We start from the raw sequence: 22,481 nt of genomic DNA, 5'->3' as shown, positions 1-22,481 counted from the left end.
TGATTGCAACAATCGCTATATCTTTTAACTCTTGTTTTTCTTCTTTATCTAACTTCTTAATATAATCAATGTATCCTTTTTCCTCGATTGCATCGAATTCAATTATTAATTTCATAATCAATACACCTCTTTCACATAATCAGAACCTAATATCCAATGAACTTCAAATCCTTTAAAAATAGCATTGTCCTTCTCTTTGTCATAGTTTTCATAATCGATGGTTATCATCAATTCCCCTGTTTTGTTATGTGGTTTTCGTACTTCTACAAGTATCTGTTTTGCATCGTCAAATAAACGTGTAATGGAATATGTATCTTCAGGAAATTCATAAGCCGTCGTGAATGTGAAATCTTCGATTTCGAATTGTAATGCTTCATCTATAATTTCCATTTCATTTTCTATAATTGTGTTTCTTCTACCAAAAACCGTTTTTTCCCCTTCCTCCTCTTCTAACCCTGGTTTGCGGTATAAAACTATATCTTTATATAACTCTGTTAATTTATTCATAACATATACCCCCTGTTTTAATTGAAAAGTCCCTCTAAACCCCATTCTTTACAATGAGAACATACCCGAATACGAATGATTGCCATATCCTCTAATTCTTCTTTTTCTTCATATGTTAATCCAGGTACCTTTTCTACTATGTCCACACAATACATTCGTTCATCAAAAGCTATGTATTCTACATCTTCCGTTATCGTGCAATTGTCACAAACCACATCATGAAGACCATGAACTGTTTGTGGTAAGTTATAATCGAATTGGCTTTCGACAAACCATTTCACAACTTTTTCGTTATGATAAGTACGTTTTTTGTAATGCTCCAAATCTAATAACATATTATTTCCCCCTCTTTTTATAAAAAAAGGCTTTGAAATTGTAGTAATCCCAAAACCCTAACTTTTTTCTATTACATTTCTATCTCATACCCTTTTTTTACAACATTTCCCCAATTTTCCTTTTCTACAATTCGTAGTACATGAAAATACTTTGACTTATCACCCTGAAAATAAGAATTATATTCTTCAATAACATTACCTTCATCAGTTATATAGAAAATGGAATGTGATGTATTTCCATCGATTCTATATCCTTTTTTCACGACGTGATCTAATTCACAAGGATAATATCCATTGTTCTCATTCAACATAACTTTGTTGAAATTAGAACCATCAAAATAACTGTATGTATCTTCTAGACAATCCATATTATCCTTATAATCTTTTTCTTTTATCAAATGTAACAATTCTTCATGGATAGCTGCTGGTAACTGTTCCGCATTTTCAAAATCCCATTTGTCTTCTATATCATGTGACAATAGAACCTCTTCATGTTTTTTTTCTAATACATTATATATATCAGAAACATCATGTGGGAAAATCACATAGGCATACTCATTAAAATCGTCTTTATCGATACAAAATTCCTCGTTATTTGTACTCCAATTACATGGTGTGTATATATCCTCTTCCTTGATCAAAATTGCGCCTGTAACATTCATTTCTTGCTTAATTTTGTCTTCTTGTACACCATAATAAGTGCCTTCTTCATCATCGTTTTGATAAAACTTAATACCTTTATATAAATCTTTTAATTGTTTCATCTTATATTCCCCCTGTTTTTTAAGTAATTCTGGCGCTTCTCCTTCGCCTTTGTATAAGCTTTCGTTCTTTAACATGCGTTGTACAGTCATCGCTTTAAATTCGCGATCCTGGCGTGTTCTAAAGCCGTATTCATTTAATTTGTCAGCAACTCCTTGCATTGTTAATCCTTGATTTCTCCATTCAAAAGCATGTTCAACGGTCGGTACTTCATCGTACTTGATGAAAAGTGCGCCAGAACCCTCTTGAGTCGAATATCCCATCGGCGGTGTTCCACCATTAAATCCACCCTTTTGTTTTTTCTCTTTCTTTCCTTCTTGTAAACGACTTGTATGGCGAATTTGTTCTTCTTTTGCCCCGATTTTATGTATCATCGATTGAAACAACCGATAATTATCCTCTTCATTTTTTTCTGTTATAGAATGGATTTTAGTTTGCACATTCAAAGTTTCCTCTAATTGTGTAATTACCCAGCCCAATCGTGCCATATTATGTGTTAGTACATCGAATTGATGCACTAACACATAATCAATATCATTCTTTTCTACTAAGTCTTGAATCATCGTTTGTAGTTCTGTATGTTTCAGCGCTGCCAACATATCTGTTTCTACAAATTCTTTTATAATTTCAATATCGTTTTCTTTTGCATATGTCCCTATTTTTTCTCGTTGTTCTTCTATGTCGTTCTCTATACCTTTTAATAAGTAAACAAATGCCGTTTTCATCCTTTATCCCCTTTTTATCTATGTAATCGATATATTTTCTCTAGGTTTTCAAACACTTTATCAAATTCTAAAAGTTCGATTCTACCAATTCCAAATGGAATTGCACCAACAAAAGCATCTGAAATTGCCTTTGCTTCTTCTTCATTCATGTCAATGTATTCATAATCAAACGTTTCTTCTGTTGAAACCTTTGCAAAAATAACATTTCCATAAATCATTTGTTTTTGCATGGATTCAATAATCTCGCGTGGTCGATGCAAAATAAAATGTTCATCCCCAAAATTACCTTGCATATCACAACCAACATACATTACATATTGTTGTCGATCGAACACATCTCCGATATGAATCCACAAGCGGCCATCGGAAGATGGATCTTCAAAAAATTGTTGTCTACAAAATTGCTTAAATTCCCCTTGTGCAACTTCCACCAATTCAGCTTCACAATCCATTCTTTTTAATAAAACTTTCATTTTTCTTCTCCCCTTTAACTTTATAACTTGTGTAATATCAAGCGTTATAACCTGTTGTATGTAATATACCCTGATTCAAAAATAAAAACAAGGCTCCATTTAATTAATTTTGTATTTTTACATACACACGCACTTCTTTGCTATTTCGGTTTGGATATGGTTCTGAAACCGAAATAATTTCAAATGTTTTCTCTAACTTCTTAATTGCTTTTTTTATATCTTTTTCCAAACCCATCAAACGAATCGTTACCATGTATATACCTCCTTTTTACATTTTTTCAAGGCATTGCCCCTCATTTTGAATAATTGTGTTTTTCCCGTTGTTATCCTCTTTTTCAAAAAATATTGGGGCGCCGATAATATACATTTAGCGTAGAATTATTTTTCGAGGAAATTAGTAAACTTCTTTTCCTTCTAAAATTTTTTGTGCTTTTCCACTTCTGATGCGATTTCTTCAAATGTTGGTTGCGAATATCGCAGCACCATATCAGCGGATTTGTGGCCCGAAAACTTTTGTATTTTATTAATAGAAACATTATTATCTACTAAATTTTTAATCGCCGTATGGCGGAGCTGGTGGCTTGTGATACCTGCTTTTTGGAAGTGATTCATCATTGTTCTGTTTGCAACTCTTTTGTATCTGTTTGATACAAATAAATATGGATTAAACACAAATCTTTCTCTTACAACCGTCGTTGCAGCGTCCACCGCCATCATATGGAGTCGAACAGAAAGGAATTTTACTTCCTCTTCATCTCCTTCTTTTTGAGCCATTTTCAATTCTTCATACATTTTTTCATAAATAGAAATCTCTTTTTTTGTCATTCCATCGTAAATATTAATTGTGGATCGACCGTTGTATCGATTGAACAATTCTTTTTGCAATTCGATTTCGAGGTCATTACTTTCCCTGAATGCAATGTATTCTTTTAATAATGAAGTAATTTCACGATCCAAAGGAATTTTCCGTTCCGATTGTGTTTTTGTTTTTCTAATCACAACATATCGACTTTCTGTGCGAGAACCATCCAGGTGAAGATCGTCGATTTGTATGTTCGTTGCTTCTCCAATCCTCAATCCACATGACAACATCAAACGGAATAGAATCCAGTTACGATAATGATCTCTCTGTTTACCCAGGTTAGGCAGGAATTGCCACATATGTGGGATTTGTGATTTTAAAAACGTATCTTGTAAATCAGCATTGATTTCTTCTAACAATTGATTTTGAAGTGATTTTGGTGACATTTCCAACAAGTTTGGAACTTTTGGTAAACGAATTTTGTATGTATTTAAAATGTTTTCCTGGTACTTTGCATACATATTTACAGCAGTAAAAATCTTGTTAATATATGTAGCAGACAACTTTCTATCTTCTAAATATGCAATGAATCGATTCACATGTTCCTCATTGTAAGTTGGAAATGTATCTCTCTCAAAGAAGAATAAGTGTTTGAAAAATGTTTTTAATGAATGTGTATATGTTTTTTGTGTTTCTGTACTTTTTCCCATCATTTCCTGTTTGATATATTTTTTGATCTTCTTCTCTTCTTCTATGTATTTATAGAAACTATCATTTTCATACCATGCATCTTCTATTAAAATAGAAACCTGTTCTTTCTTTTTATATTCCATTTGGATCTCATGGCATATGAAATGAAATTTGTTCAACTTCTTTTCTTCTATTAAAAACAACATGGCATATCCAATCAAAAATTTAGAATGCAACAAGCTTGTTTGTGTGCTTGTTTTAACTTCTAATGCCTTTCCCCTTGGAAGCGGCTTAAATTTCACTTGTTCCATTTCCTTCTTTTTCTTTCCTGTATCAACAGCAAGATTTACAATATAGGATTCTTCCCCTTCTTTTTGTTCAATGGATTCCAATTCAATTGTTTGGTATTTCGTCATTTTTTTACTCATTTCCAACACTCCCTTTCAAAAAAAAATTCTACGCAATTTGTAAATAACAAGTCCTTTTCATGCTTTTTACAAAGATGTTGTTAAATCAGCATTCTTAATTTTTTTTCAAGCCATCATAATATACATTTGGCGTAGAATTGTAATTCGTTGCAATTTGTAAATATATCGTTTCAAAAAAAAGATACAATCTGTACTTCTATTATATCTTTCTTTTATATCTTTCATCAAAGATTTAATATTTCCTTTTCTATTATTGTGTAATTACAGAACACTTCCTTTAATAGAAACAAAATGGTGGGACTAGCAACAAACTCTGTTTGGCTTGTCACGACGTTTTTTTCTATTTAAAGGAATTAAGATAATTTATAAAGTTGTCGTATCCTTCTACAATGTTGTCGTCTTGATCTATGATTCCTAAAACATTCAATTCTGGATTACTCCTCATGATTGCAGCCATTTTCTTTGCAAATGCCAAATCTTCTCCAGCAGAAAGGGGTAAACATGCCCGTTTTGCCTTTAAATCTAAAACAATGGAATATTTCATATCTGTATACCTCCTATTCATGTGTAAACGTCCCTTTTCTACTAAAAAATGGAATATTTGTACAGAAAAAAGTAACATAAATAAGAGTTTCAGTATTTCGTCCAAAAAACGACCTTGAACCCGCATTCTTATCACTAATAATTATACTTTTTAAATCATTATGTATAATTGATTAAATTAAATTAATTAAAATAATAATTGGTTATTTTATTTTAATGGATTAAATTATTCATTTATACATTTAAAATATCTAACTATATTTTTCGTTACATAACTTTTCATTTTAAATCATTATAAAATGATAACGTTATAATTTTTGAATATAGAAGAAGCGTTTACGAAGAATATAGTATGCATTTTCTTTTGTTCTGTTTTTTCTAAAACGTGATAAACAAAGGTTTTATTAATAGTTGTTAACTATTGTTAAACATTAACAACTATTAATAACCAACAGAAGGACAACTTCTGTTTTCCGTTTATATTTCAAAATGAAACTATGATTTTTCTCATTCATTATAATCATTTTTCTCGTCTCATTTTTCGTTCATTCACTTTGTTTCTTTTTGTTCTTTTAGCACTTTTATTTCATCTTTTAAATTATTAATTACATCTTTTAACTCATCGGTATAATCTAATAGTTTATCTACTTCAATCTTTAAATCCCATTTTGACTTCTTTTCAAAAGCAACAAAATCGTCAAAGTCTTCGCGGTGAATACGATAACCAACACGAGAATTATTTTCTTCTTTTACAACACCTTGATTGATTGTCTTAATCTTTCTTTCTCTTATATATCGTCTTACTTTTTGAAGAGTCCAGTTCCCATCTTTTAAACGTTCATTCAATTCTTTAACTACTTGTTTTACCGTCATAATGTTTGGATCATTCTCTTCTTCTTCTTTCTTTTCTTTGAACTCTTTGTAATTATCCATTAATCCCTGTTGTTCTAAAAACGCTAATAATGTTTTTTCGTCAACTTTTTTACTCATGTTAATTCCTCCTATTAGTTAAATGTTCGTTCAATTTCTTATATTAAATATACCATTATTTTTTCTATGAGTCAATAAAATTAACATTAATCTTTTCGTTATTGATTAAAAAATATTAATTAATAACCGTGTATTTTTTATGGAAAACATTAATCTTTTTGACCTCATTTATTCTATTTGCCACTTTCGAAAAGAATCCTTTTTTATTTTTTAATAAGTGATAATAATAGTTGTTAACTATTATTATCACTTATTAAATAGCTTTATATCAACGTTTTTTTGTCCGCCATCTTTTTTCGAAGAAAAAATATTTTTCTCATTTTTTCTTATTCTCGATTCGAAAATATACTTTTTCCATCTTTCTCTATTGATTAAAAAATATTAATCAATAGATAGAATTATTCATTTTATGATTAATAATTTTATTTCTATTTTCATTTATTTTTTTAAATCTATTTTATTATTTTTTACGTTAATCGTTATTCGTTAAATAATTTAATCAATTATATATAATTGATTAAATTATTTTATCTATCAAATATAATTCATTCATTTCATTTTATGTATAGTTTTTTTCATTCATTTTAATAAACTATTTAAAATTATTGTTACGAAGTTTTTAATCAATATCCGATTTTATAGGATTAATCGAGTGAAAAAACGTCATTTTCTCAAACTCTTCTTTTTCATGTGAAAAAACACAAAAAAACAGGGATGAAATCACTACGAATAGTCATTTCATCCCTGTTTTTCTTCTTTACGATCTACTATGAGATATTTTATTTACATTTCACTACGTTCATATAAAAAATAAATAAGAAACCCTTACTGTCTTCATATACATTTCATTTACATTACTCAAATTTACATTCCACAACGGTTATATAAAGTTATTTCATATCTATTATTAGGTGTATCTCTTTCATTTCCTTTTTATAAACAAAAAAAACGACCGCAGCCGTCTTTTTTTATTATTTTCCTAACAGACCTAACATGAAGTGATCTGAATACAACTTATATTCTTTTGTAGTTAATTTAAATGGTTCTGTTATTACAACAGTATGCAACGATTCACGGAATTTCTCGTCTTCCATGCTGATCTTGTTTAGGAACTTGAATTGAAACAACTCTTTCAACTCACGTTTCAACATTTCTCCATTCCGTGAATTATCAACTAAATTTCCATACACAGATGTTTTTGTGAATGTAGATTCAACCTCTGTATACTTCTTAATCACGCGTCCAGCAGCCAAATAAAAATTTTTGATTTCTTCTTTCATAGTCATATTTTTACCTCCTAAAATTTTATGATATCGAATATTCAGTTACTTTATTTTAAACAGAAAGAGGAATAATATTCCCCTTTCTTGTTTTTATATTCCTAACTCTTTTCTTAATACCTTATTTACGAAAACGGATGCCGTGATTCCCATTTCCTCGCTTTTTTCCACGACTTTCTCGATCACTTCCACGTCTAAATTATACGTTTTCACTTTCGTGTCAGGTCGCTTTTTCTTAGGTCCAGGTGTGTATGATTTTTTCTTCTTTTTAACGGGTTCTTTATCTTTGTATCTACTTCTTGTATCAGGATCAAAATTCCCTTTTATTCCTTCATCTTTTACACTTGTATTTGGTAAATTATTAATATCAACCATGGTTAATAACCTCTTTCTCTACTAAATTTTTTGCTATTTTTTGATATGCTTCCACTACCTTACCAGCTGTTTGGTGGTTTTTCACATCGTTAAATGATTTCTTTTTTGCTGTGAATTGTGGAATGATTCGTGAAAACGGAATATTTACGTCCGAAAAATTCGTAATCCCTTCTGATTCGAATCGTTCTTTTGTTTCTTCCAACCATTCTTGACTTCTTCCAAAATCGTTTGTCACGAACTTTGAAACTACAACTTCATAGTCGCACTTTACACCTTCTCGTTGCAGTTGTTTTACGATTCCAACACTTCTTTCAGCTCCATCCAAATCATTCCCATCGAGCGTTGTCATAACGTACACAAGGTCTGAACTTATAAGGCTCATTACCGTAGGCATCGAGTTCTGAGACGGATGACAATCACAAATGATATAATCGAATGCCTCTTTTAAAGGATCAATCTTCTTTTTTAATACTTCATCTTTGCCACGCAAAACATTATCGTTTATCCAATCTTCAATTCTATCTATTCTATTATCTGATGGAATGAAATAAATTTCCTTGCCTGGAACTTGTACGATAACGTCTTGTATCGTCTTCCCTTCCGTAAGCCAATCATATGTGTTTCGACCAGGATAATCTTTTCTATTAAATCCTAATGTGTTCGAAACATCTCCGTTTTGACACAAATCAATCAATAAAACCGATTTTCCCATCTCTTCTAAAACATGAGCGAGCATCACGCTCGAAACCGATTTGCTTACTCCACCCTTGACTGAAAACATTGAAATAACTTTACCCATATGTACTTCCTCCCTTATTTTCATAAATGAAATGTATACGATTTGTTAACACTTGTCATATGTTGTCATGTGTTATTATCTGTTGTTAACAATTTACACTATAGTTATTTACTATTTCAAGGGGGATGTCCTTCTTTTTTTAAAAAAATTTTTTACTAGATTCGAAAACCTTAGAGTACCAAGGCATGGAGAATAAAAATTTTTTCTACACTCTTTACAGTAAAGTTTTCGAAGTATGTTTCAAAATCGATGAAATCGAGCTCAATGGACATGCTCGATTTTCCCAAATAGGCTAACATACTTCTGTTTACTATAAAGAGCCGCTTACGCTTTCCGAAAAATTTTTTATATCATATAGAAGTTTTTGAAACATAATAAAACCGATCGGAACATCATAACCGATCACAATCGAACACAAAACGAACAAAAGAACCCCGTATTTCAATTTTTATTTCTTTTCATGTAGAATAACCCACAACAGAAAACATGAATTTCCCATATTTTAAGATACCAACAATAAAATAAAGTAAAGTAAAGAAAAATAAAGTAAAATAACATAACAAATCAGATAGGTTTCCCCATGCCTCCCAAAGCCTCGCCATATTCCCCTATGAAAATATTATTTTTTTTATTTTTTGTTCGCAAATGCTTCGCCAGGTTTCCCCACGCTTCCCTAAATCACCATGTACTCTTCGCAAATGTTTCGCCACGCTTCCCAAAATTTTTTCTACTTTTTGTACACATTTCCTAAAATTCGTTTATGATCTCATCGTTTTAAAACGAGAGAAGGTGTACGAATATGAAGAATTACATTGATTCAAATAGTTTTTCAAAGTTATTAGGAATTAAAAAATCCACGTTTTTTTATCGATTACAACATAACAAAGTTCCGCAGCCAACGTTATGTATTGGCAAAAAGATGTTGTGGGACAAAAATAACTTAATTTCATTTTTTCAAGAAGAACATAATCGTTTCATCACACGAATAAAGGAGTGTGATGAATATGGAATTTGAAAGCAGAATGAGAGTTTTTATTATCAATTTTGTATTAGTATTTGTTGGTATAACAAGTATATATTTCACAACACAAATTCATGAAGAATTTTTAAAAGAGCTATTCAGCTTTGATTTTCAGCACATATTTACGTTTTTTATTATCTTTTTCATTGAATTAACAGTATTAGGGATACTTCTATATAAATTTTTCAGTAACAGAAGAAAACGAATCGCTGATTCGGACTTATTACACTACAAAGACATTAATAGAGAACAAAAAAATGCTAGAAATAGTGTGTTTTTCCCTCGTAATAATAAATTTTTTGAGAGAGAAAAAAGTGCACTCTACATATCGCAAAACGTTCAAATTACAACAAAAAAAAGCCATGAGCACATATTATTGCTAGGCCCGACAGGTTCTGGTAAATCAGCTTCTTTCTTCCTTCCCAATTTGTTAAATGTTGATAATGTAAGTCTTGTTGTCACAGATCCCAAAGGAGAATTATGTAGAAAAAGCGGACCATCACTTAAGAAGAAAGGTTATAAAGTGATTCATTTAGACCTTAGAAACCCCGAAGAATCAGCCAATTATAACTTATTAGCAAATGCGAGGAATCACGATGATGTTCGAAAAATCGCGGATTCGGTTCTGATGAATGGAGAAGGAGCAGGAAAAGGTGACGAATGGGCAAAACTATCTAAAACACTTTTGGAAATGTTCTTGTTCCACGAATTCGATAAAGGTGAAAAGTACATTAATAATGTAATCAAACAAATGGCAAAATTGGACTTAAAAAATGAATTAGAAGCCGAGAATTTCTTCCGTAATAGTTCCGAAGAAGCTTACATGTCATTCTTACAGTATAAAAAACTAGCCGACGGAGCGAGCATGATTTCAGGAATGTTTGCAACCGCACAGGGAAATATGAAGACATTTGAAAACGACAATATCAAAGCAATTGGAAAACGAAGTGATTTCTCACCAAGCCTTTTACGACAACAAAAAGCCACTTTATTTGTCTCTTACCCAGAGGACGAGGCAGAATTATACAGTATATTTTTATCCGCTTTTTACACGCAATTATTCAGTCAAATCAAGTCTGATCGTAGCGTTGATGAAACGTTTGGGGAAATGTCAGGATTACCTGTTTATTTCCTATTAGATGAATTTGCAAATATTGGAAAAATACCATCTGTTGATGTTTTACTAAGTACAGTTCGTTCTAAAAAAATGAGCCTGGTACTTGGTATTCAAAGTCTAGATCAATTGAAAAAGAACTATAGAGACACATTCAACATCATTGTAGAAAACTGTAAAACAAAGATCATTCTAGGCGGAGCCACAGGAGACACCGCGGATTTCTTTTCCAAAATGGTCGGAGAAGAAGAATATACAAATATGTCTTTCTCTCAAAATGATAAAAGTCTTTCTACCTCCACTTCTACCAACAAAAAAGCAATTTTGTCAGCTGATCAAATACGACGTTTAAAAAGTTATGAATTAGTTTGTGTCAGTGACAATTTGAAACCTTTTAAAGACAATAAAAATTACTATTTCTTAGATAGAATCGCTTATTTCTTGTTTAAAAATTTACCTTTCAGTGTTGAAAAGAATGATGAAATTATTCGTAAATACACATCATGGAAAGAAAAGAAAAAAGCGAAGGAAGAAGTACAAGAAAAGAAAGCAGATTTCCAACAAGAACGACAAGAAAGAAATGAAGAAAGAGTTATGATACGACAAGAACAAGTACAAAAACGAGCATTAACAAAACAAGAAGAAATACAAAAGTTGATTGAACAACGTCGTAAACGTGATTTGGAATAAAAAAGGTGATCCTTGCGGATCATCTTTTTATAATTCTAAAAGTACTTCAATCTCAGCAGTTAATTCTAGCAATCTATCTGTTAGTTCTGTTACTTTATCGATTAAATCTAACGTTTTGTTTACACCTTCCAAATCTTCCATAACTCCTAATTTATCCACTTCTATATCTAATTCTATTATAATTTCGGATGCCAATTCCTCCGAAATCATATCCAAACGTTTTATCGTTTTTTCAACGTGAAATACTGGGACAGAATCCATTTGGATTTCTCGGTCAAAATCCGAAGGAAAGAAGTGAAATAGTTGTTTCACTTGCCCTAATTTATTAACAAAATCCTCCACTTCTTCACGCATCATTTCATGTATTTCTTCTTCTGTTAACATTGTTAAATCAAATACTTCCTGTTGTTTTTGTACATATGTATTCATGATGTTTTGTTGTTCTGTATCGATTTTTATTACTTCCAGAAGAGCCATTTCGAGTAATACATTTAGGTTGTCTTTTACTGTTTTCATGTTAATTTCCTCCCTTCTCAATTAGTTGATTTAACAATTTTTTATACTTATCTTCTAACTTACGAATTTCTACTAATTTCCCTTTTGTACTATCACTTTCAGAGATATTGATCCCTTGGAATAGGTCATCGAAAAACACCTTTTGTCTTTGTATAAGTTCTTGAACTTGTTCTTCTTTTTTTCTTGTTTTACTTTCCCTTATTTTGTTTACTTTATCTTGTAAAATAAGAAATTCGTCTTTGAAAAGTTGCTCAATCATATGTAGTTTTACATTTCCAAAAAGATAGCGCAGCACAAGTTGTTGTTTGCTATATAATTTCTCTAGAACGAACATACGAACCGTTCTTTTTTTCACTTCTTCTTTTCCAAGATTTCCAATTAAACTTTCCAAAAATGCACCTTCCTCAATTAATCTATGTCTCCGCGCTTTATCTCTTTTTTCTTTTTCTTCTCTTTCTAATTGTTCTTTTTGTTGGATTAAATTTTCTATCTTATTTTCTAAGTTTTTTATTTTGCTACTCATGATCTCTGACATCACTCACACCTCCAAATTAAAATTGATCTATCAAAATTTGGATAAGTATAATTTGAAATTTATAAAAATCAAGTACAAAAAAATAAAACCTGTTTTAAGCAAAAAGAATAAAAAAATTGGTCCTAAAATGGACAATTAAAAAAAGGAAAAGAACACTGCTATAGCAGCCACTAAAGGCGCACAGATACATTCCCCTGGAATGTTGTGCTAAGACCTTTAAAACCTAAAAACCCTAAACCCCCATTTCAAAACCCTCATTTCCATTCTCAGTTTTCCGCATTTCTCTGTGTTCATTTCCACTTCACTTTTTTCTTCAAAAAAATTACACATGTTTAAAAATTGTGTTATCCTTTTCGAAATTTTGAACATACATATTTCGTTTTTTTGAAAGGAGGTGTTCTGTATGCAGGAGAAATTTTTTCACATGAGAGCGGATGTGTTTACTCGTTCTAAAAAACATCGTGCCGTAGCAAAAGCGGCCTATCGATCAGGAGAAATCCTATACGATGAAAAAAAGAATCGAACACATAATTTCACAGGAAAATTGAAAAAAGATGAAATTGAAAGTGAAATCTATTTACCTTCACATGTAAATGAAAAATTCAAGAACCGACAATTTTTATATAACGAAATTGAACGTGTAGAAACTCGTAAGGATTCACAATTAGTAAGAGAACTAGAATTCTCTTTGTATACAGAATTCACTCCAGCCGAAAACAAAGAATTAGTAGAGAAGTTTGCAAAAACTTTCACGGATGACGGCATGGTCGCAGACGCTTGTTTTCATAAGCTCAATGCAGATAATCCTCATTGCCACCTACTTTTAACTTTGCGTGAAGTAAATGAAGACGGATTAACATTTCATGATAGAAAAAACAGGGATTGGAATAAAAAAAGTTATAACGAAAAATGGAGAAATACATGGGAAAAACTCGTAAACGAGAAATTTAAAGAAAAAGGATTAGACATCTTTGTTTCTCGTAAAAGTTACCAGGAAAGAGGAATCGATAAAATCCCACAAAAACACTTGCCGTTTGATAAAAAATCAGCAAAATACCAAAAGGTATTAACCGAAAATAAAAAGATTAAAAAACGAAATAACTTTAAACAGAAAAAGAAAGAGACTAAACAGGAAGTGGAACAAATAAAAGAGGTAAAACAAATTGTCCGCAATGCAAAAGTTGCGGAAATCCAAAATAGAAAGGAGGTGTTAGGTATGGGATTAGAACAAGAACAACTAAAACAAAAACCTGTTTATGAGGAGCCTGGACAAGATCCAAATGTTTATGAAGAACCTGAACAAAGTCGTACAGTTGGAGACTTATTCACTGAATCTATCAACGGATTAAAAGAACGTTATGAACGTTTAAATGAGGATACGAAGGTCTTAAAAGCAAACAAAAAACGTTCGTATGAACGTTATCGTAATCATAAAGAGACAGATTACAGTAAAAAAATGAGTTTGAAAAAAGAAGACGTAATTGATATGAAACTAGATTACAAAATGATGAAAGTGAATCTAAAAGAAACAAGTGTATTCTCGATTTCTGATTGGAAACGTCGTAAACAATTGAAGGCTGCTATGAAAAAAAAGAAAATCCAGATCAAAAAGAAAAAACTTGAAATGAAACGTGAAAAGAAAAAACTAAAACTCTATAAAAAAGAACATGCGAAAGACCGTAAAAAGCTTATCTCCAATTACAAAGACCGCACGAAGACGTTTTTACAGATTAAGAAAACAGAACGTGTCATGAGCAAAGTGAAGAATCTAAATCAACAAATCACAAACAACAAGGTTGTTAGTCTAAAAGACTTCAAAAAGGAGAAAATGAAATTAGAAATGAAACCAAACATTACAAAACGAAAAGAAAAAGGAATGGAGTTATAAAAAAAACAGAAATGGACTTGAAAATCCGTTTCTGTTTTTCTCTTTTCTATCTGGTATGTGAAATTATTCATTTTTTTACATTCAAATTGTTCTTTTTGGCTCAAATATGATTTCCTTATCCGATTTTTTGTTTTACCTATGAAAATGACTCACGAGAATGCCCCGAATTTGCATTTTCCCGAACTCTCTAAGGTATTTGCACCTAAACAGAAAATATCCAGCCAAGTGAAGCGGAAAACACTTCAAAACAATTTCCCTATAAAACTATATTTCAAAACAAACAAAAATGCTCTTTTTCTCTTATATATAGTATGGATTGTAAAAAACAACTTGTACTTCACATATGACTGCAGTCTTTTTAGGGAGGATTCGCGGATTCTAGAATCCTGGCGGAAATAAGAAACTGGAATCCCCTTTTTTAATACTAAAAAAGTACAAACATAGTTTACTAATTATTAGCGATTCCTTTTATCATCTAAAAAACCTTCAAATAACCAAAAAACACCTTTTAATACAAATATACCAATAAAGAATAAACTTACAAAAAAGTTTACATAAGGAATTACTACAAATAACCATTCACGTTGTCTCATACCTTTATCGTAAGCTTCTTTCCCCCACATTTCGTCTTTATTATTTACTCCCCAATAAACAATACATGCAGGTATAACATAACCCCAAAAGAAATTTGAAGATGTTAATGTATAAAGTGCTCCTATCATAATAGTCCTCTCCCTGTTCAACTATTTCATACACTTAATAACTAGTATAATTTGGAATATATTAAGCTTCAAGAACAGAAAATGAGAAAAATTTTGTATTACTAGTCCCTTCGTGTCTTCCATTCATTCATTTTGTCATGCCGTTCTTTTAATTCTCGAATGGATTCTTCTTTTTTTTCTTTTCCACTCGGAACGATGTGCGGCCATTTCGATTTCCCTTTGTTTGTCACGTTCTTCGTATTCTTTATCAAGGAGATGTAACTTATAAAATAAAAAAGCAAACATTAATAGAACTAAAACTATTGCCACAATCCCTAACCTAAAAAAAAGCAAATCTGGATCATTTAAACCTAACATAATGATTCCTCCCCTCAAACGAAACAGTTTATTTCGTTAAGAAGAGAATAAAGAAAAAAACACTACCGTCAAGAAATCTTCTTGTAATAGTGTTTATAATCCAAGTCTTTTTTTAAAAACAAAAAAGACTTATCTAACGAGATAAAGTCTTTTTACAGTATATTGTCCTTTTTAGTTTACAAACCACACAAGTTATGGAAAAAACAAAAGTCGGTCATGACCGTTTTAGGTAAAGGTAAAATGCAATGGAAGTTTTTTTACTTGTGTAATTTGTATTCTGTTTATACAGGAAGATTTGTATTTGTAAAGTCTTTTTGTTGTGTTTCTTTTCTTTGTTGTAATTGTTCATGTAAAATGTCTGTTACTTCTGTTAGTAAATCTCTTTCACTTATAGTATACAGTTGTTTGGTAAATTCCTTCACTACTAGTTTTGTAAAATCATCATTGTCAATTTTCTTATAATCTACTAACACTTTTTCAATAGATTCTTGTACTAATAACTCTAACATTGTATATCACTCCCTTATCTAAAAATAAGTGATATAGTTATACTCTTTTTTCTATATTTGTAAATAACAATATTCCCCTAACAAAAAATTTTTTTTTCACTGTCGTTGTATGTATTTTCATGACAGATATGTTTAAATATAAAAAGAAAAAGAGAAGTTCCTAAAAGATTAAGAACATATCTCTTTTTTTTTAAAAGAATATATTTACTCCGTAAATAATATACCTTTTTTTACAATCTTAACTGACACATCAGTGAACACTTTTTAATTTGTGTCCACTAATGCTTTTAACAGTTCATATAATCGTGTTCTTCCGATTCCGAGTTGCTTTGCCAAAGCTGTTTTTGTCATCTTGGGATTCTCTTCTAACAACTTTTTCAGTTCTTCCAACTTCTCATTTCCACCTTTTTTTACAATCTTAATAGACACACTTTACCCCATTTTCTCTTATATATTGGCGGGAATTTCGAAAACAGTTTGTACTTCCCTCATCACGATCACATTCTTCATGCGCTTTTATACAAGCATTGAAACCACATAGTTAAAACCGCTTTTCATTCTTGTTATGCGTTGTCATCTGTTAACAACTATTGTTATCGCTTAACAAATGTACAAACTATTATCCTTATATGTTTCCCTCTCTTGAAATCCCCTTCCAAACACATGCCAAATTCTAACGAGAACACCCCTATTTCCTCTTTTTAACATCCGTCTAAGGTATTTACCCCTAAACGACATCTGAAACGTCAGAATCGAAAATAAACACCTTTTATGATTCTTGCAATCTCATTCCCTATCTACAATAAAAAATAAAACGTTGTTTTCCCCTCTTTTTCTCTTATATATCGATGGGAATTTCCGAAACAATTTGTACTTCCCTTGCTACACCTACATTTTTCATGCGGATTTAACACTTTCCAAATCCGATCGGATTCACCTTTCCTGTTTCCTCTGTTTTCTTCTCCAAACCTATATCAAATTCTAACGAAAATAACCCTCTCGTCCATTTTTATTATCCCTAGAAGGTATTCACCTTTGAAACACCTCTTTTTCTCTTATTCAAGGTATGTAATTTTTAAAACAGTTTGTACTTCATGCATGACTGCAGTGTTTTTGCCACGGATTTGCGAACAATTGAATCCTGGCGGATTTAACTCTGTTATTTCCGTGTTTTCCATCGATTCATTTCTTCTTGTCTTTTTAGTAATTCTGCTAATGATTCTTCTTTCTTTTTCTTCAATTCCACACGACGTGCAGCCATTTCTATTTCCCTTTTTTTCGCACGTTCTTCGTATTCTTTATCGACTTGATCTAGTTTATAAAATAAAAAAACAAACATTAATAAAACTAAAATTATTGCTACAACGCCGACCTGAATGAAAAGTTTATCAGGATCACTCAAACCTAAAATCATAGTATTTCCTCCCTTCGAGAACAAAACAACACAAAATACTAAACTTCTAAAAGCTCGAACCGACTTCTGTTATAAGTTCTATCTTTTCAACGTAATATACATAAATTCAAAATGAAACGAGGTGATACACATGAAAGATTATGTAAAAATTTTTATGATTACATACGCAGCCACAGTACTAGCTAACATTACTTCTTCTCTTGTATTAACTGTTATGTAGTACAAACATAATAAAAAAGGTACCATCGTCAAGAAAAAAGAAACTGTTAGTTCTCTTTTTCCTTTTAGATAATACCTTTTCCCAGTATTACAGGATGCACCCCATCCTGTATCAACATATGCAGGCCCCCAACCAATATTAATATATGTAATAAAAAAACAAATAACACAACAGTTCATTACAACTGTCGTGTTAGATGCTTGCAAATAGTCCCAGTGTTGCAGGATGCGTCCAAGTCCATTTTTAGTATATGTAAAAAAGGAAGATGAAATCAGTGATTTCATCTTCCTTCTATAACCTATTATTTCGTTTCTTTAAATTCCATATATTGTACAGATTTTTCTCCTTCAAATTCAACCATATGAACATATACTATTTTATCTTTCTCTACAAGAAAATGTCCTAATCCTTTGTAATCAACAATAGGAAAATCTTGTTCAGGAGCTTGCTTTGGACTAAATTTTTTATCTAGGTAAACAAAACGATTTTGATCAGATTCTCCATAGACCTTAACTATGTAATCCTGAAATGGAATAACAGTGTCACTACGAGTCTTTTCATTTTTCACCTGTTTTCCATTTTCATCATAAACCCATTTACCTTTTTTTAAATCATACGTTGTATAATACAAGGTATCATTAATGTGCACAATATTCTTATCTAAATCTATGAAATCACCCATAGAACTTCCTGAAAAATAATCTTTCATTGGAAATTCTTTTTCTGTTCCATCTTCAAGATACAATTTTAACATATCTTTTGTAGTTACATAAGCCGCATCACCTTTACTTGTTCTTATGTAACCTACTTTTTCATCCGACGTAAGACTCATTGTAACCTTCGGAAGTTTCACTTGTTTTTTAACTTCACCTTTTTCATCGATAAAGAACATTGTATTCTCTACCATGAACGCTGTTCCGTAGATTGCGGCGTCAGCACCTGGCTGATGAATAAGTTTATCTTTTACAACCCATTTGTCTTTCTTTGTATCAGCGATGGAAACAAAAGTTTTCTCAGTATCCGAATACATATAATAAACGTATCCATCCCTTGCATTTACCTGTGATGTAGTCTTATTATTAGCATGTTTAGGCGCAACGGGTTCACCACCCACTTGTTTGAGGTTTTTCACTTGTTTTAAAACTTCTTTTGGAACAGGTGGTTGTTCTTTCTGTTTCGTTTGTGACGTTTTTTCCTGTGTAGTTGTAGTCACCTTTTCCTCTTTGTCACTACAACCAGTCATTAGTAATGTAGATAATGAAACTGTTATAAGTCCTTTTACTATCTTTCTCATAAATATACCTTGCCCCCTACAGTATTTATATGACATAATTATACAATACTTTCCCAAAAAATGGAGCCCTGTAATAAATTATTTTTATATAACAATAAATAGAAATAGGAGACAAGATGAATCATACACTTTGTCTCCCTTACTTTCCTTACTTAAATGCTTCGCCACAATTGTCGCAAACATCACTGTAATGGTCTGTCAAACGACCACAATGAGGGCATGTAGTATAACGATATTTTTCGTCTTTGCTAAAAAAAGATGTTAACTTCTTCATCAAGTCAAACCTCCTTTTATGTAGATTTTGGAAATCACAAGATAATTATACTCCCCTGGGTATTTAAACGTCAATATTATTTTCAGAAAAGAAAGACTTAACGCTCCAATATTAAAAATTCAATCGTATCCCAAAATAAAAGTTAAAAAATTGAATAAATGACAAAAAAACTTCCCATTACAGGAAGTCTTTTTTTTATCATTCACCCAAGTATGGTAAAACACTATGAATATACTCTTCGATTATTTGACCATTCTTATCTTGTAAGTGTTTAGGTTCTTTTTTTACTCGTTTTGTACAGTCTTTACAAACCACATAAGGATAAATATAACCCGTTGTTTGCATAATACCCATACCAACCATACCAGCATTGCGAACTGTTTTATTTTTTACTACCATTTCCCCTTGGCAACGTGGACAAATATGATTATGGTAATCCAAATAAGTAGAATCATATGTAAAACCCTTATCCCTAGCCATTGATATTGCACCACTTACTATATTTAATACTTTTTCATCATAAAATAATCGTTCCATTGTTGAATACACACCTTTTTAGTTTTACTATTTCTATACTCTACTAAAAAAATGTTTTCAAGGCCCATCGATCTTAATGAATTAGATTCAAGTAATTTTTTTGTTTTTTCACTGTCGTTGACATGACACACTTTTTTTTAAAAGCGAAAAAAAGTTTTCACATTTCAAAGTACGCGAAATGCTTGTCATGGTAAGTTTTTATCATTTAATTTTGTTCTCTAAAAAGAAAAAAGACTATCTCCTTTTGGGAAATAATCTTTTTTCTTTTTGTTGGTTTTACTCCTAAAAACACTGCCCTATTCTTTTTCTTCTTTTAATGGGAAAGTAACCCGACACTTTTTTATAATTCCTTAATCAGATCATATAAATATTGTCGGTTCACACCTAATTCTTTTGCAATTTTGGTTTTGTTTTTCAATTTAGGATTTTCTTCTTGTATCTTTCTTAATTGTTCTAATTTCGCTTCCTTCGGAGCTTTTCTCCGTTCTACTTCCTTTTCCCAAGTATGATTATCTGCTTGTTCTACACCAAACTTCTCTACACGCTTTCGTGCCGCATCATACTTCTTGGATTCCTCAATAGCAGTTTCAGCAAAATTTACTTCTTCTTCTGTCATTGCCTGTTTCATTTTCTCGAAGTCTTTGTATTTATGTGTTCGCGCTTTAATTGTTTTCATCGCCATTTGCATTTCATAATCATCTTTGATTTTCATCAATTCTAGCATGGTCAAATTACGATAGAATAAGCCACCTTGGACATATTGTTCTTTATTCCATGTACCATTTTTCCATTTTGTATAGTATTCTTCTGCTATTTCAGAACGATCCAATAACTCTTTTTCGTTTGTTTCTGTTAAATCCATTATAGAAATCAACTCTAATACCCTTTTTAACGCATATTCCGTGTCTCCGTCACTACTTACCAAGGCATGGAATCGAAGTACCAAACAAAGCCAATTTCGGCGTCCTATATAGAATTTTGAATTATCTCGTTCATTCCACATACGAACATAAGTGAAAATATCTTCTTCACGTTGACGATTCAATGTAAATTCATTCCATGTTGAAACAAGTCTACTTACATTCTTTTGCTTCTTTTCGTTATTTTCTGTTTCTGGTTCCTTTTTCGGAGAACCCATTTTGTTTGGGTTCACTTTACGATCTGGTTGCGGAACAATACGATGTACGAATAAGAAATCGCTCAATTCTAACGCTTCATCATTCATATAATAAGCTTGTACAAGTGATTTCGATTTCATGTTCATTGTTTCAGGAAGACGAGTGACAGCTGAAGGATTCTTTACCACCGCATCAGGATTTAACCCTTTCTTTTCAAACATATCAATCATGTCGTTTTGTATTGCTCGCCATTCTTTATCATGCGTGTATCCTTTGATATTTTTGAATGGTTTTACACGCCATACGAGTTGAATTCCTTGTCCAGTAAAAACAATCATTGTAGGACAAATAATATCACCGTTATAGACCATTTCAGAAATAATTTGAATTGCTTCTTCTGTTGTTACATCTTCTTTATAAAAATCTAGGTCTTGTGCTAACAAATACGTTTTTACGACATTGCTTTGCGTTCGCATTGGCAATGCAATACGTTTTTCTTCTGTTACAACAAATTCACGTCTTGTAGCAACATTACAAGCCTTTGAAGTAATCTTGAATCCACTTTTTGTTTTATAAGTAACAGGAGATTGTACCTTTTCAAATTTCTTTTTCTTACTATAATACGTTGAATAACTCACATAGCTATTCATTCCGAATGATTTCGTTAACATATACCACAGTTTTTCAATCATTTCTTCTTTTGTGAAGAACGTATTACTAAATACTGTTTTCCCTTTTCTAAAAAAGCAGAAATGACCTTCGGCATTAGGAAACAATATATCTATAAAATCATCTAAACCTACCTGTTGAAATGGCAGTGCAAAATTCTCTTTTAATAATCTTTGAAAATACAAAGATGTATTTTTTTCTAAGTGTATATATTGTTCTACACTGTATGTATTTCGAACTTCTTTAAATGCTGGTAAATAGACTTCTTCTTGTCTTTTTAACATGCAAAAAACCTCCCCGTCTGTAAAAAAACACTCAAAAATAGGAAGGTTAAATCTCTCGTTTTTATCCGTTTCCTTTTTGTCTTATAACTGTAGTTATGAATCATGTTATAACTCTACTTATAGTTATAATTACACTTACAATTAATTTTAACGTTAAGCAAAAAGGAATCATTATTTGTTTGACAAATATACATTATAAATGTATATTCATAGTAACAAATTAATTAAACAATCTTCTCTTTTAGTCGGGAGAGATTTAACCTAGTTTTACGAAAAGTCGGCGGGCTCAATCGCCGACTTTTTTCGTTGTTCTTGTATTCAATATGCATCATTTTTCGATAAAAAGCTAGTAAAATCTTCTTTTTTCTTCGATTCTACCATTCAATACCTTGTAATTCGTGTTTGTACTTATCACATTTTGTACAACGATAAGAAACACGTTCAACCCATGCATACTCTCCACTTTCGTCATCATAGGGTTGTCCTTCTGGATCACTACTATCTCTTCTTATTTCTTTATAATCGTGTTTACAAGTATCTTGTTTTATCGATTTTTCCCATTGTTCTTTTTCACGTTTTTCTCGTTCGAATTGTTCATTAATGTGTTCCA

At 31.3% G+C, this 22,481-nt stretch carries 28 protein-coding genes; 3 read left to right on the top strand and 25 right to left on the bottom strand.

Annotated elements, in window-relative coordinates:
* Window positions 1-117: 117 nt before the first annotated feature.
* From KI369_RS09265 to KI369_RS09215, 11 genes are all read right to left on the bottom strand, one after another.
* Window positions 118-507 carry a hypothetical protein gene (locus tag KI369_RS09265; protein ID WP_212955761.1) on the bottom strand — a complete coding sequence of 130 codons (390 nt, stop codon included), beginning with the start codon at window positions 505-507 and terminating at the stop codon, window positions 118-120.
* A 17-nt stretch (window positions 508-524) separates the two neighbouring features.
* Window positions 525-842 (bottom strand): hypothetical protein, encoded by a 318-nt coding sequence (locus KI369_RS09260; RefSeq protein ID WP_212955760.1) that lies wholly within the window; start codon window positions 840-842, stop codon window positions 525-527.
* A 71-nt stretch (window positions 843-913) separates the two neighbouring features.
* A complete protein-coding gene (locus KI369_RS09255) occupies window positions 914-2,329 on the bottom strand; it encodes a recombinase family protein (protein WP_212955759.1) in 1,416 nt (471 codons plus the stop codon).
* A gap of 14 nt (window positions 2,330-2,343) precedes the next feature.
* On the bottom strand, window positions 2,344-2,802 hold the full coding sequence (locus KI369_RS09250; protein ID WP_212955758.1) for a hypothetical protein: 459 nt from the start codon (window positions 2,800-2,802) through the stop codon (window positions 2,344-2,346).
* Window positions 2,803-2,905: 103 nt separating this feature from the next.
* Window positions 2,906-3,055, bottom strand: coding sequence for a DUF3970 family protein (locus tag KI369_RS09245; protein WP_212955757.1), 150 nt, complete (start codon window positions 3,053-3,055; stop codon window positions 2,906-2,908).
* Window positions 3,056-3,216: 161 nt separating this feature from the next.
* Window positions 3,217-4,722, bottom strand: a complete 1,506-nt coding sequence (locus tag KI369_RS09240; RefSeq protein ID WP_212955756.1) for a tyrosine-type recombinase/integrase — start codon at window positions 4,720-4,722, stop codon at window positions 3,217-3,219.
* A gap of 340 nt (window positions 4,723-5,062) precedes the next feature.
* Window positions 5,063-5,266: a hypothetical protein gene (locus tag KI369_RS09235; RefSeq protein WP_212955755.1), complete on the bottom strand. Its 204-nt coding sequence runs from the start codon at window positions 5,264-5,266 to the stop codon at window positions 5,063-5,065.
* A 548-nt stretch (window positions 5,267-5,814) separates the two neighbouring features.
* A complete protein-coding gene (locus tag KI369_RS09230) occupies window positions 5,815-6,255 on the bottom strand; it encodes a hypothetical protein (RefSeq protein ID WP_212955754.1) in 441 nt (146 codons plus the stop codon).
* 971 nt (window positions 6,256-7,226) lie between these two features.
* Window positions 7,227-7,541, bottom strand: a complete 315-nt coding sequence (locus tag KI369_RS09225) for a hypothetical protein (RefSeq protein WP_212955753.1) — start codon at window positions 7,539-7,541, stop codon at window positions 7,227-7,229.
* Between the two features lie 87 nt (window positions 7,542-7,628).
* Window positions 7,629-7,910 carry a hypothetical protein gene (locus KI369_RS09220; protein ID WP_212955752.1) on the bottom strand — a complete coding sequence of 94 codons (282 nt, stop codon included), beginning with the start codon at window positions 7,908-7,910 and terminating at the stop codon, window positions 7,629-7,631.
* Window positions 7,903-8,709, bottom strand: coding sequence for a ParA family protein (locus KI369_RS09215; RefSeq protein WP_212955751.1), 807 nt, complete (start codon window positions 8,707-8,709; stop codon window positions 7,903-7,905). Before KI369_RS09215 ends, KI369_RS09220 begins: the two co-directional genes overlap by 8 nt.
* Before the next feature lie 799 nt (window positions 8,710-9,508).
* On the opposite strand from KI369_RS09215, the gene KI369_RS09210 reads away from it, so the two are divergent.
* Both KI369_RS09210 and KI369_RS09205 read left to right on the top strand, forming a co-directional pair.
* A complete protein-coding gene (locus tag KI369_RS09210; protein ID WP_212955750.1) occupies window positions 9,509-9,724 on the top strand; it encodes a hypothetical protein in 216 nt (71 codons plus the stop codon).
* On the top strand, window positions 9,714-11,534 hold the full coding sequence (locus KI369_RS09205; RefSeq protein ID WP_212955749.1) for a type IV secretory system conjugative DNA transfer family protein: 1,821 nt from the start codon (window positions 9,714-9,716) through the stop codon (window positions 11,532-11,534). The genes KI369_RS09210 and KI369_RS09205 overlap by 11 nt, the downstream gene beginning before the upstream one ends.
* A gap of 27 nt (window positions 11,535-11,561) precedes the next feature.
* Here KI369_RS09205 and KI369_RS09200 read toward each other — a convergent pair whose 3' ends face one another.
* Together KI369_RS09200 and KI369_RS09195 are read right to left on the bottom strand one after the other, a co-directional pair.
* A complete protein-coding gene (locus KI369_RS09200) occupies window positions 11,562-12,050 on the bottom strand; it encodes a hypothetical protein (RefSeq protein WP_212955748.1) in 489 nt (162 codons plus the stop codon).
* Between the two features lies 1 nt (window position 12,051).
* Entirely contained in the window at window positions 12,052-12,585 is a 534-nt protein-coding gene (locus tag KI369_RS09195) for a hypothetical protein (protein ID WP_212955747.1), read from the bottom strand.
* 403 nt (window positions 12,586-12,988) lie between these two features.
* Here KI369_RS09195 and KI369_RS09190 point away from each other — a divergent pair, with 403 nt between their 5' ends.
* Window positions 12,989-14,473: a MobA/MobL family protein gene (locus KI369_RS09190; protein WP_212955746.1), complete on the top strand. Its 1,485-nt coding sequence runs from the start codon at window positions 12,989-12,991 to the stop codon at window positions 14,471-14,473.
* Window positions 14,474-14,928: 455 nt separating this feature from the next.
* Here KI369_RS09190 and KI369_RS09185 read toward each other — a convergent pair whose 3' ends face one another.
* The 12 genes from KI369_RS09185 to KI369_RS09140 form a co-directional block, all read right to left on the bottom strand.
* Window positions 14,929-15,195 (bottom strand): hypothetical protein, encoded by a 267-nt coding sequence (locus KI369_RS09185; RefSeq protein WP_212955745.1) that lies wholly within the window; start codon window positions 15,193-15,195, stop codon window positions 14,929-14,931.
* Between the two features lie 135 nt (window positions 15,196-15,330).
* Complete coding sequence (locus KI369_RS09180; RefSeq protein ID WP_212955744.1) at window positions 15,331-15,552, bottom strand: hypothetical protein; 222 nt, start codon at window positions 15,550-15,552, stop codon at window positions 15,331-15,333.
* Between the two features lie 281 nt (window positions 15,553-15,833).
* A complete protein-coding gene (locus KI369_RS09175; protein WP_212955743.1) occupies window positions 15,834-16,061 on the bottom strand; it encodes a hypothetical protein in 228 nt (75 codons plus the stop codon).
* A 264-nt stretch (window positions 16,062-16,325) separates the two neighbouring features.
* On the bottom strand, window positions 16,326-16,490 hold the full coding sequence (locus tag KI369_RS09170) for a winged helix-turn-helix transcriptional regulator (protein WP_212955742.1): 165 nt from the start codon (window positions 16,488-16,490) through the stop codon (window positions 16,326-16,328).
* Between the two features lie 626 nt (window positions 16,491-17,116).
* The gene (locus KI369_RS29635) at window positions 17,117-17,239 is read right to left on the bottom strand and encodes a hypothetical protein (RefSeq protein ID WP_259653022.1); all 123 of its coding nucleotides are present in this window, start codon (window positions 17,237-17,239) and stop codon (window positions 17,117-17,119) included.
* Window positions 17,221-17,475 carry a hypothetical protein gene (locus KI369_RS09165; protein WP_212955741.1) on the bottom strand — a complete coding sequence of 85 codons (255 nt, stop codon included), beginning with the start codon at window positions 17,473-17,475 and terminating at the stop codon, window positions 17,221-17,223. The genes KI369_RS29635 and KI369_RS09165 overlap by 19 nt, the downstream gene beginning before the upstream one ends.
* Window positions 17,476-17,613: 138 nt before the next feature.
* Entirely contained in the window at window positions 17,614-17,979 is a 366-nt protein-coding gene (locus KI369_RS09160) for a hypothetical protein (protein ID WP_212955740.1), read from the bottom strand.
* 17 nt (window positions 17,980-17,996) lie between these two features.
* Window positions 17,997-18,989, bottom strand: a complete 993-nt coding sequence (locus KI369_RS09155; protein WP_212955739.1) for a hypothetical protein — start codon at window positions 18,987-18,989, stop codon at window positions 17,997-17,999.
* 148 nt (window positions 18,990-19,137) lie between these two features.
* Window positions 19,138-19,263 carry a hypothetical protein gene (locus KI369_RS29630; RefSeq protein ID WP_259653021.1) on the bottom strand — a complete coding sequence of 42 codons (126 nt, stop codon included), beginning with the start codon at window positions 19,261-19,263 and terminating at the stop codon, window positions 19,138-19,140.
* Between the two features lie 198 nt (window positions 19,264-19,461).
* Window positions 19,462-19,800 carry a hypothetical protein gene (locus tag KI369_RS09150; RefSeq protein ID WP_212955738.1) on the bottom strand — a complete coding sequence of 113 codons (339 nt, stop codon included), beginning with the start codon at window positions 19,798-19,800 and terminating at the stop codon, window positions 19,462-19,464.
* 340 nt (window positions 19,801-20,140) lie between these two features.
* On the bottom strand, window positions 20,141-21,871 hold the full coding sequence (locus KI369_RS09145) for a hypothetical protein (protein ID WP_212955737.1): 1,731 nt from the start codon (window positions 21,869-21,871) through the stop codon (window positions 20,141-20,143).
* 374 nt (window positions 21,872-22,245) lie between these two features.
* Window positions 22,246-22,481, bottom strand: a 236-nt coding sequence (locus KI369_RS09140) for a hypothetical protein (protein ID WP_212955736.1), incomplete at its 5' end; no start/stop codon positions are given.

Source organism: Bacillus sanguinis, from assembly GCF_018332475.1.
In the GTDB taxonomy this organism is placed as follows: Bacteria; Bacillota; Bacilli; order Bacillales; family Bacillaceae_G; genus Bacillus_A; species Bacillus_A sanguinis.
Note: the sequence above shows the minus strand (reverse complement) of the source record. Positions and strands in the feature narration are given on the sequence as shown.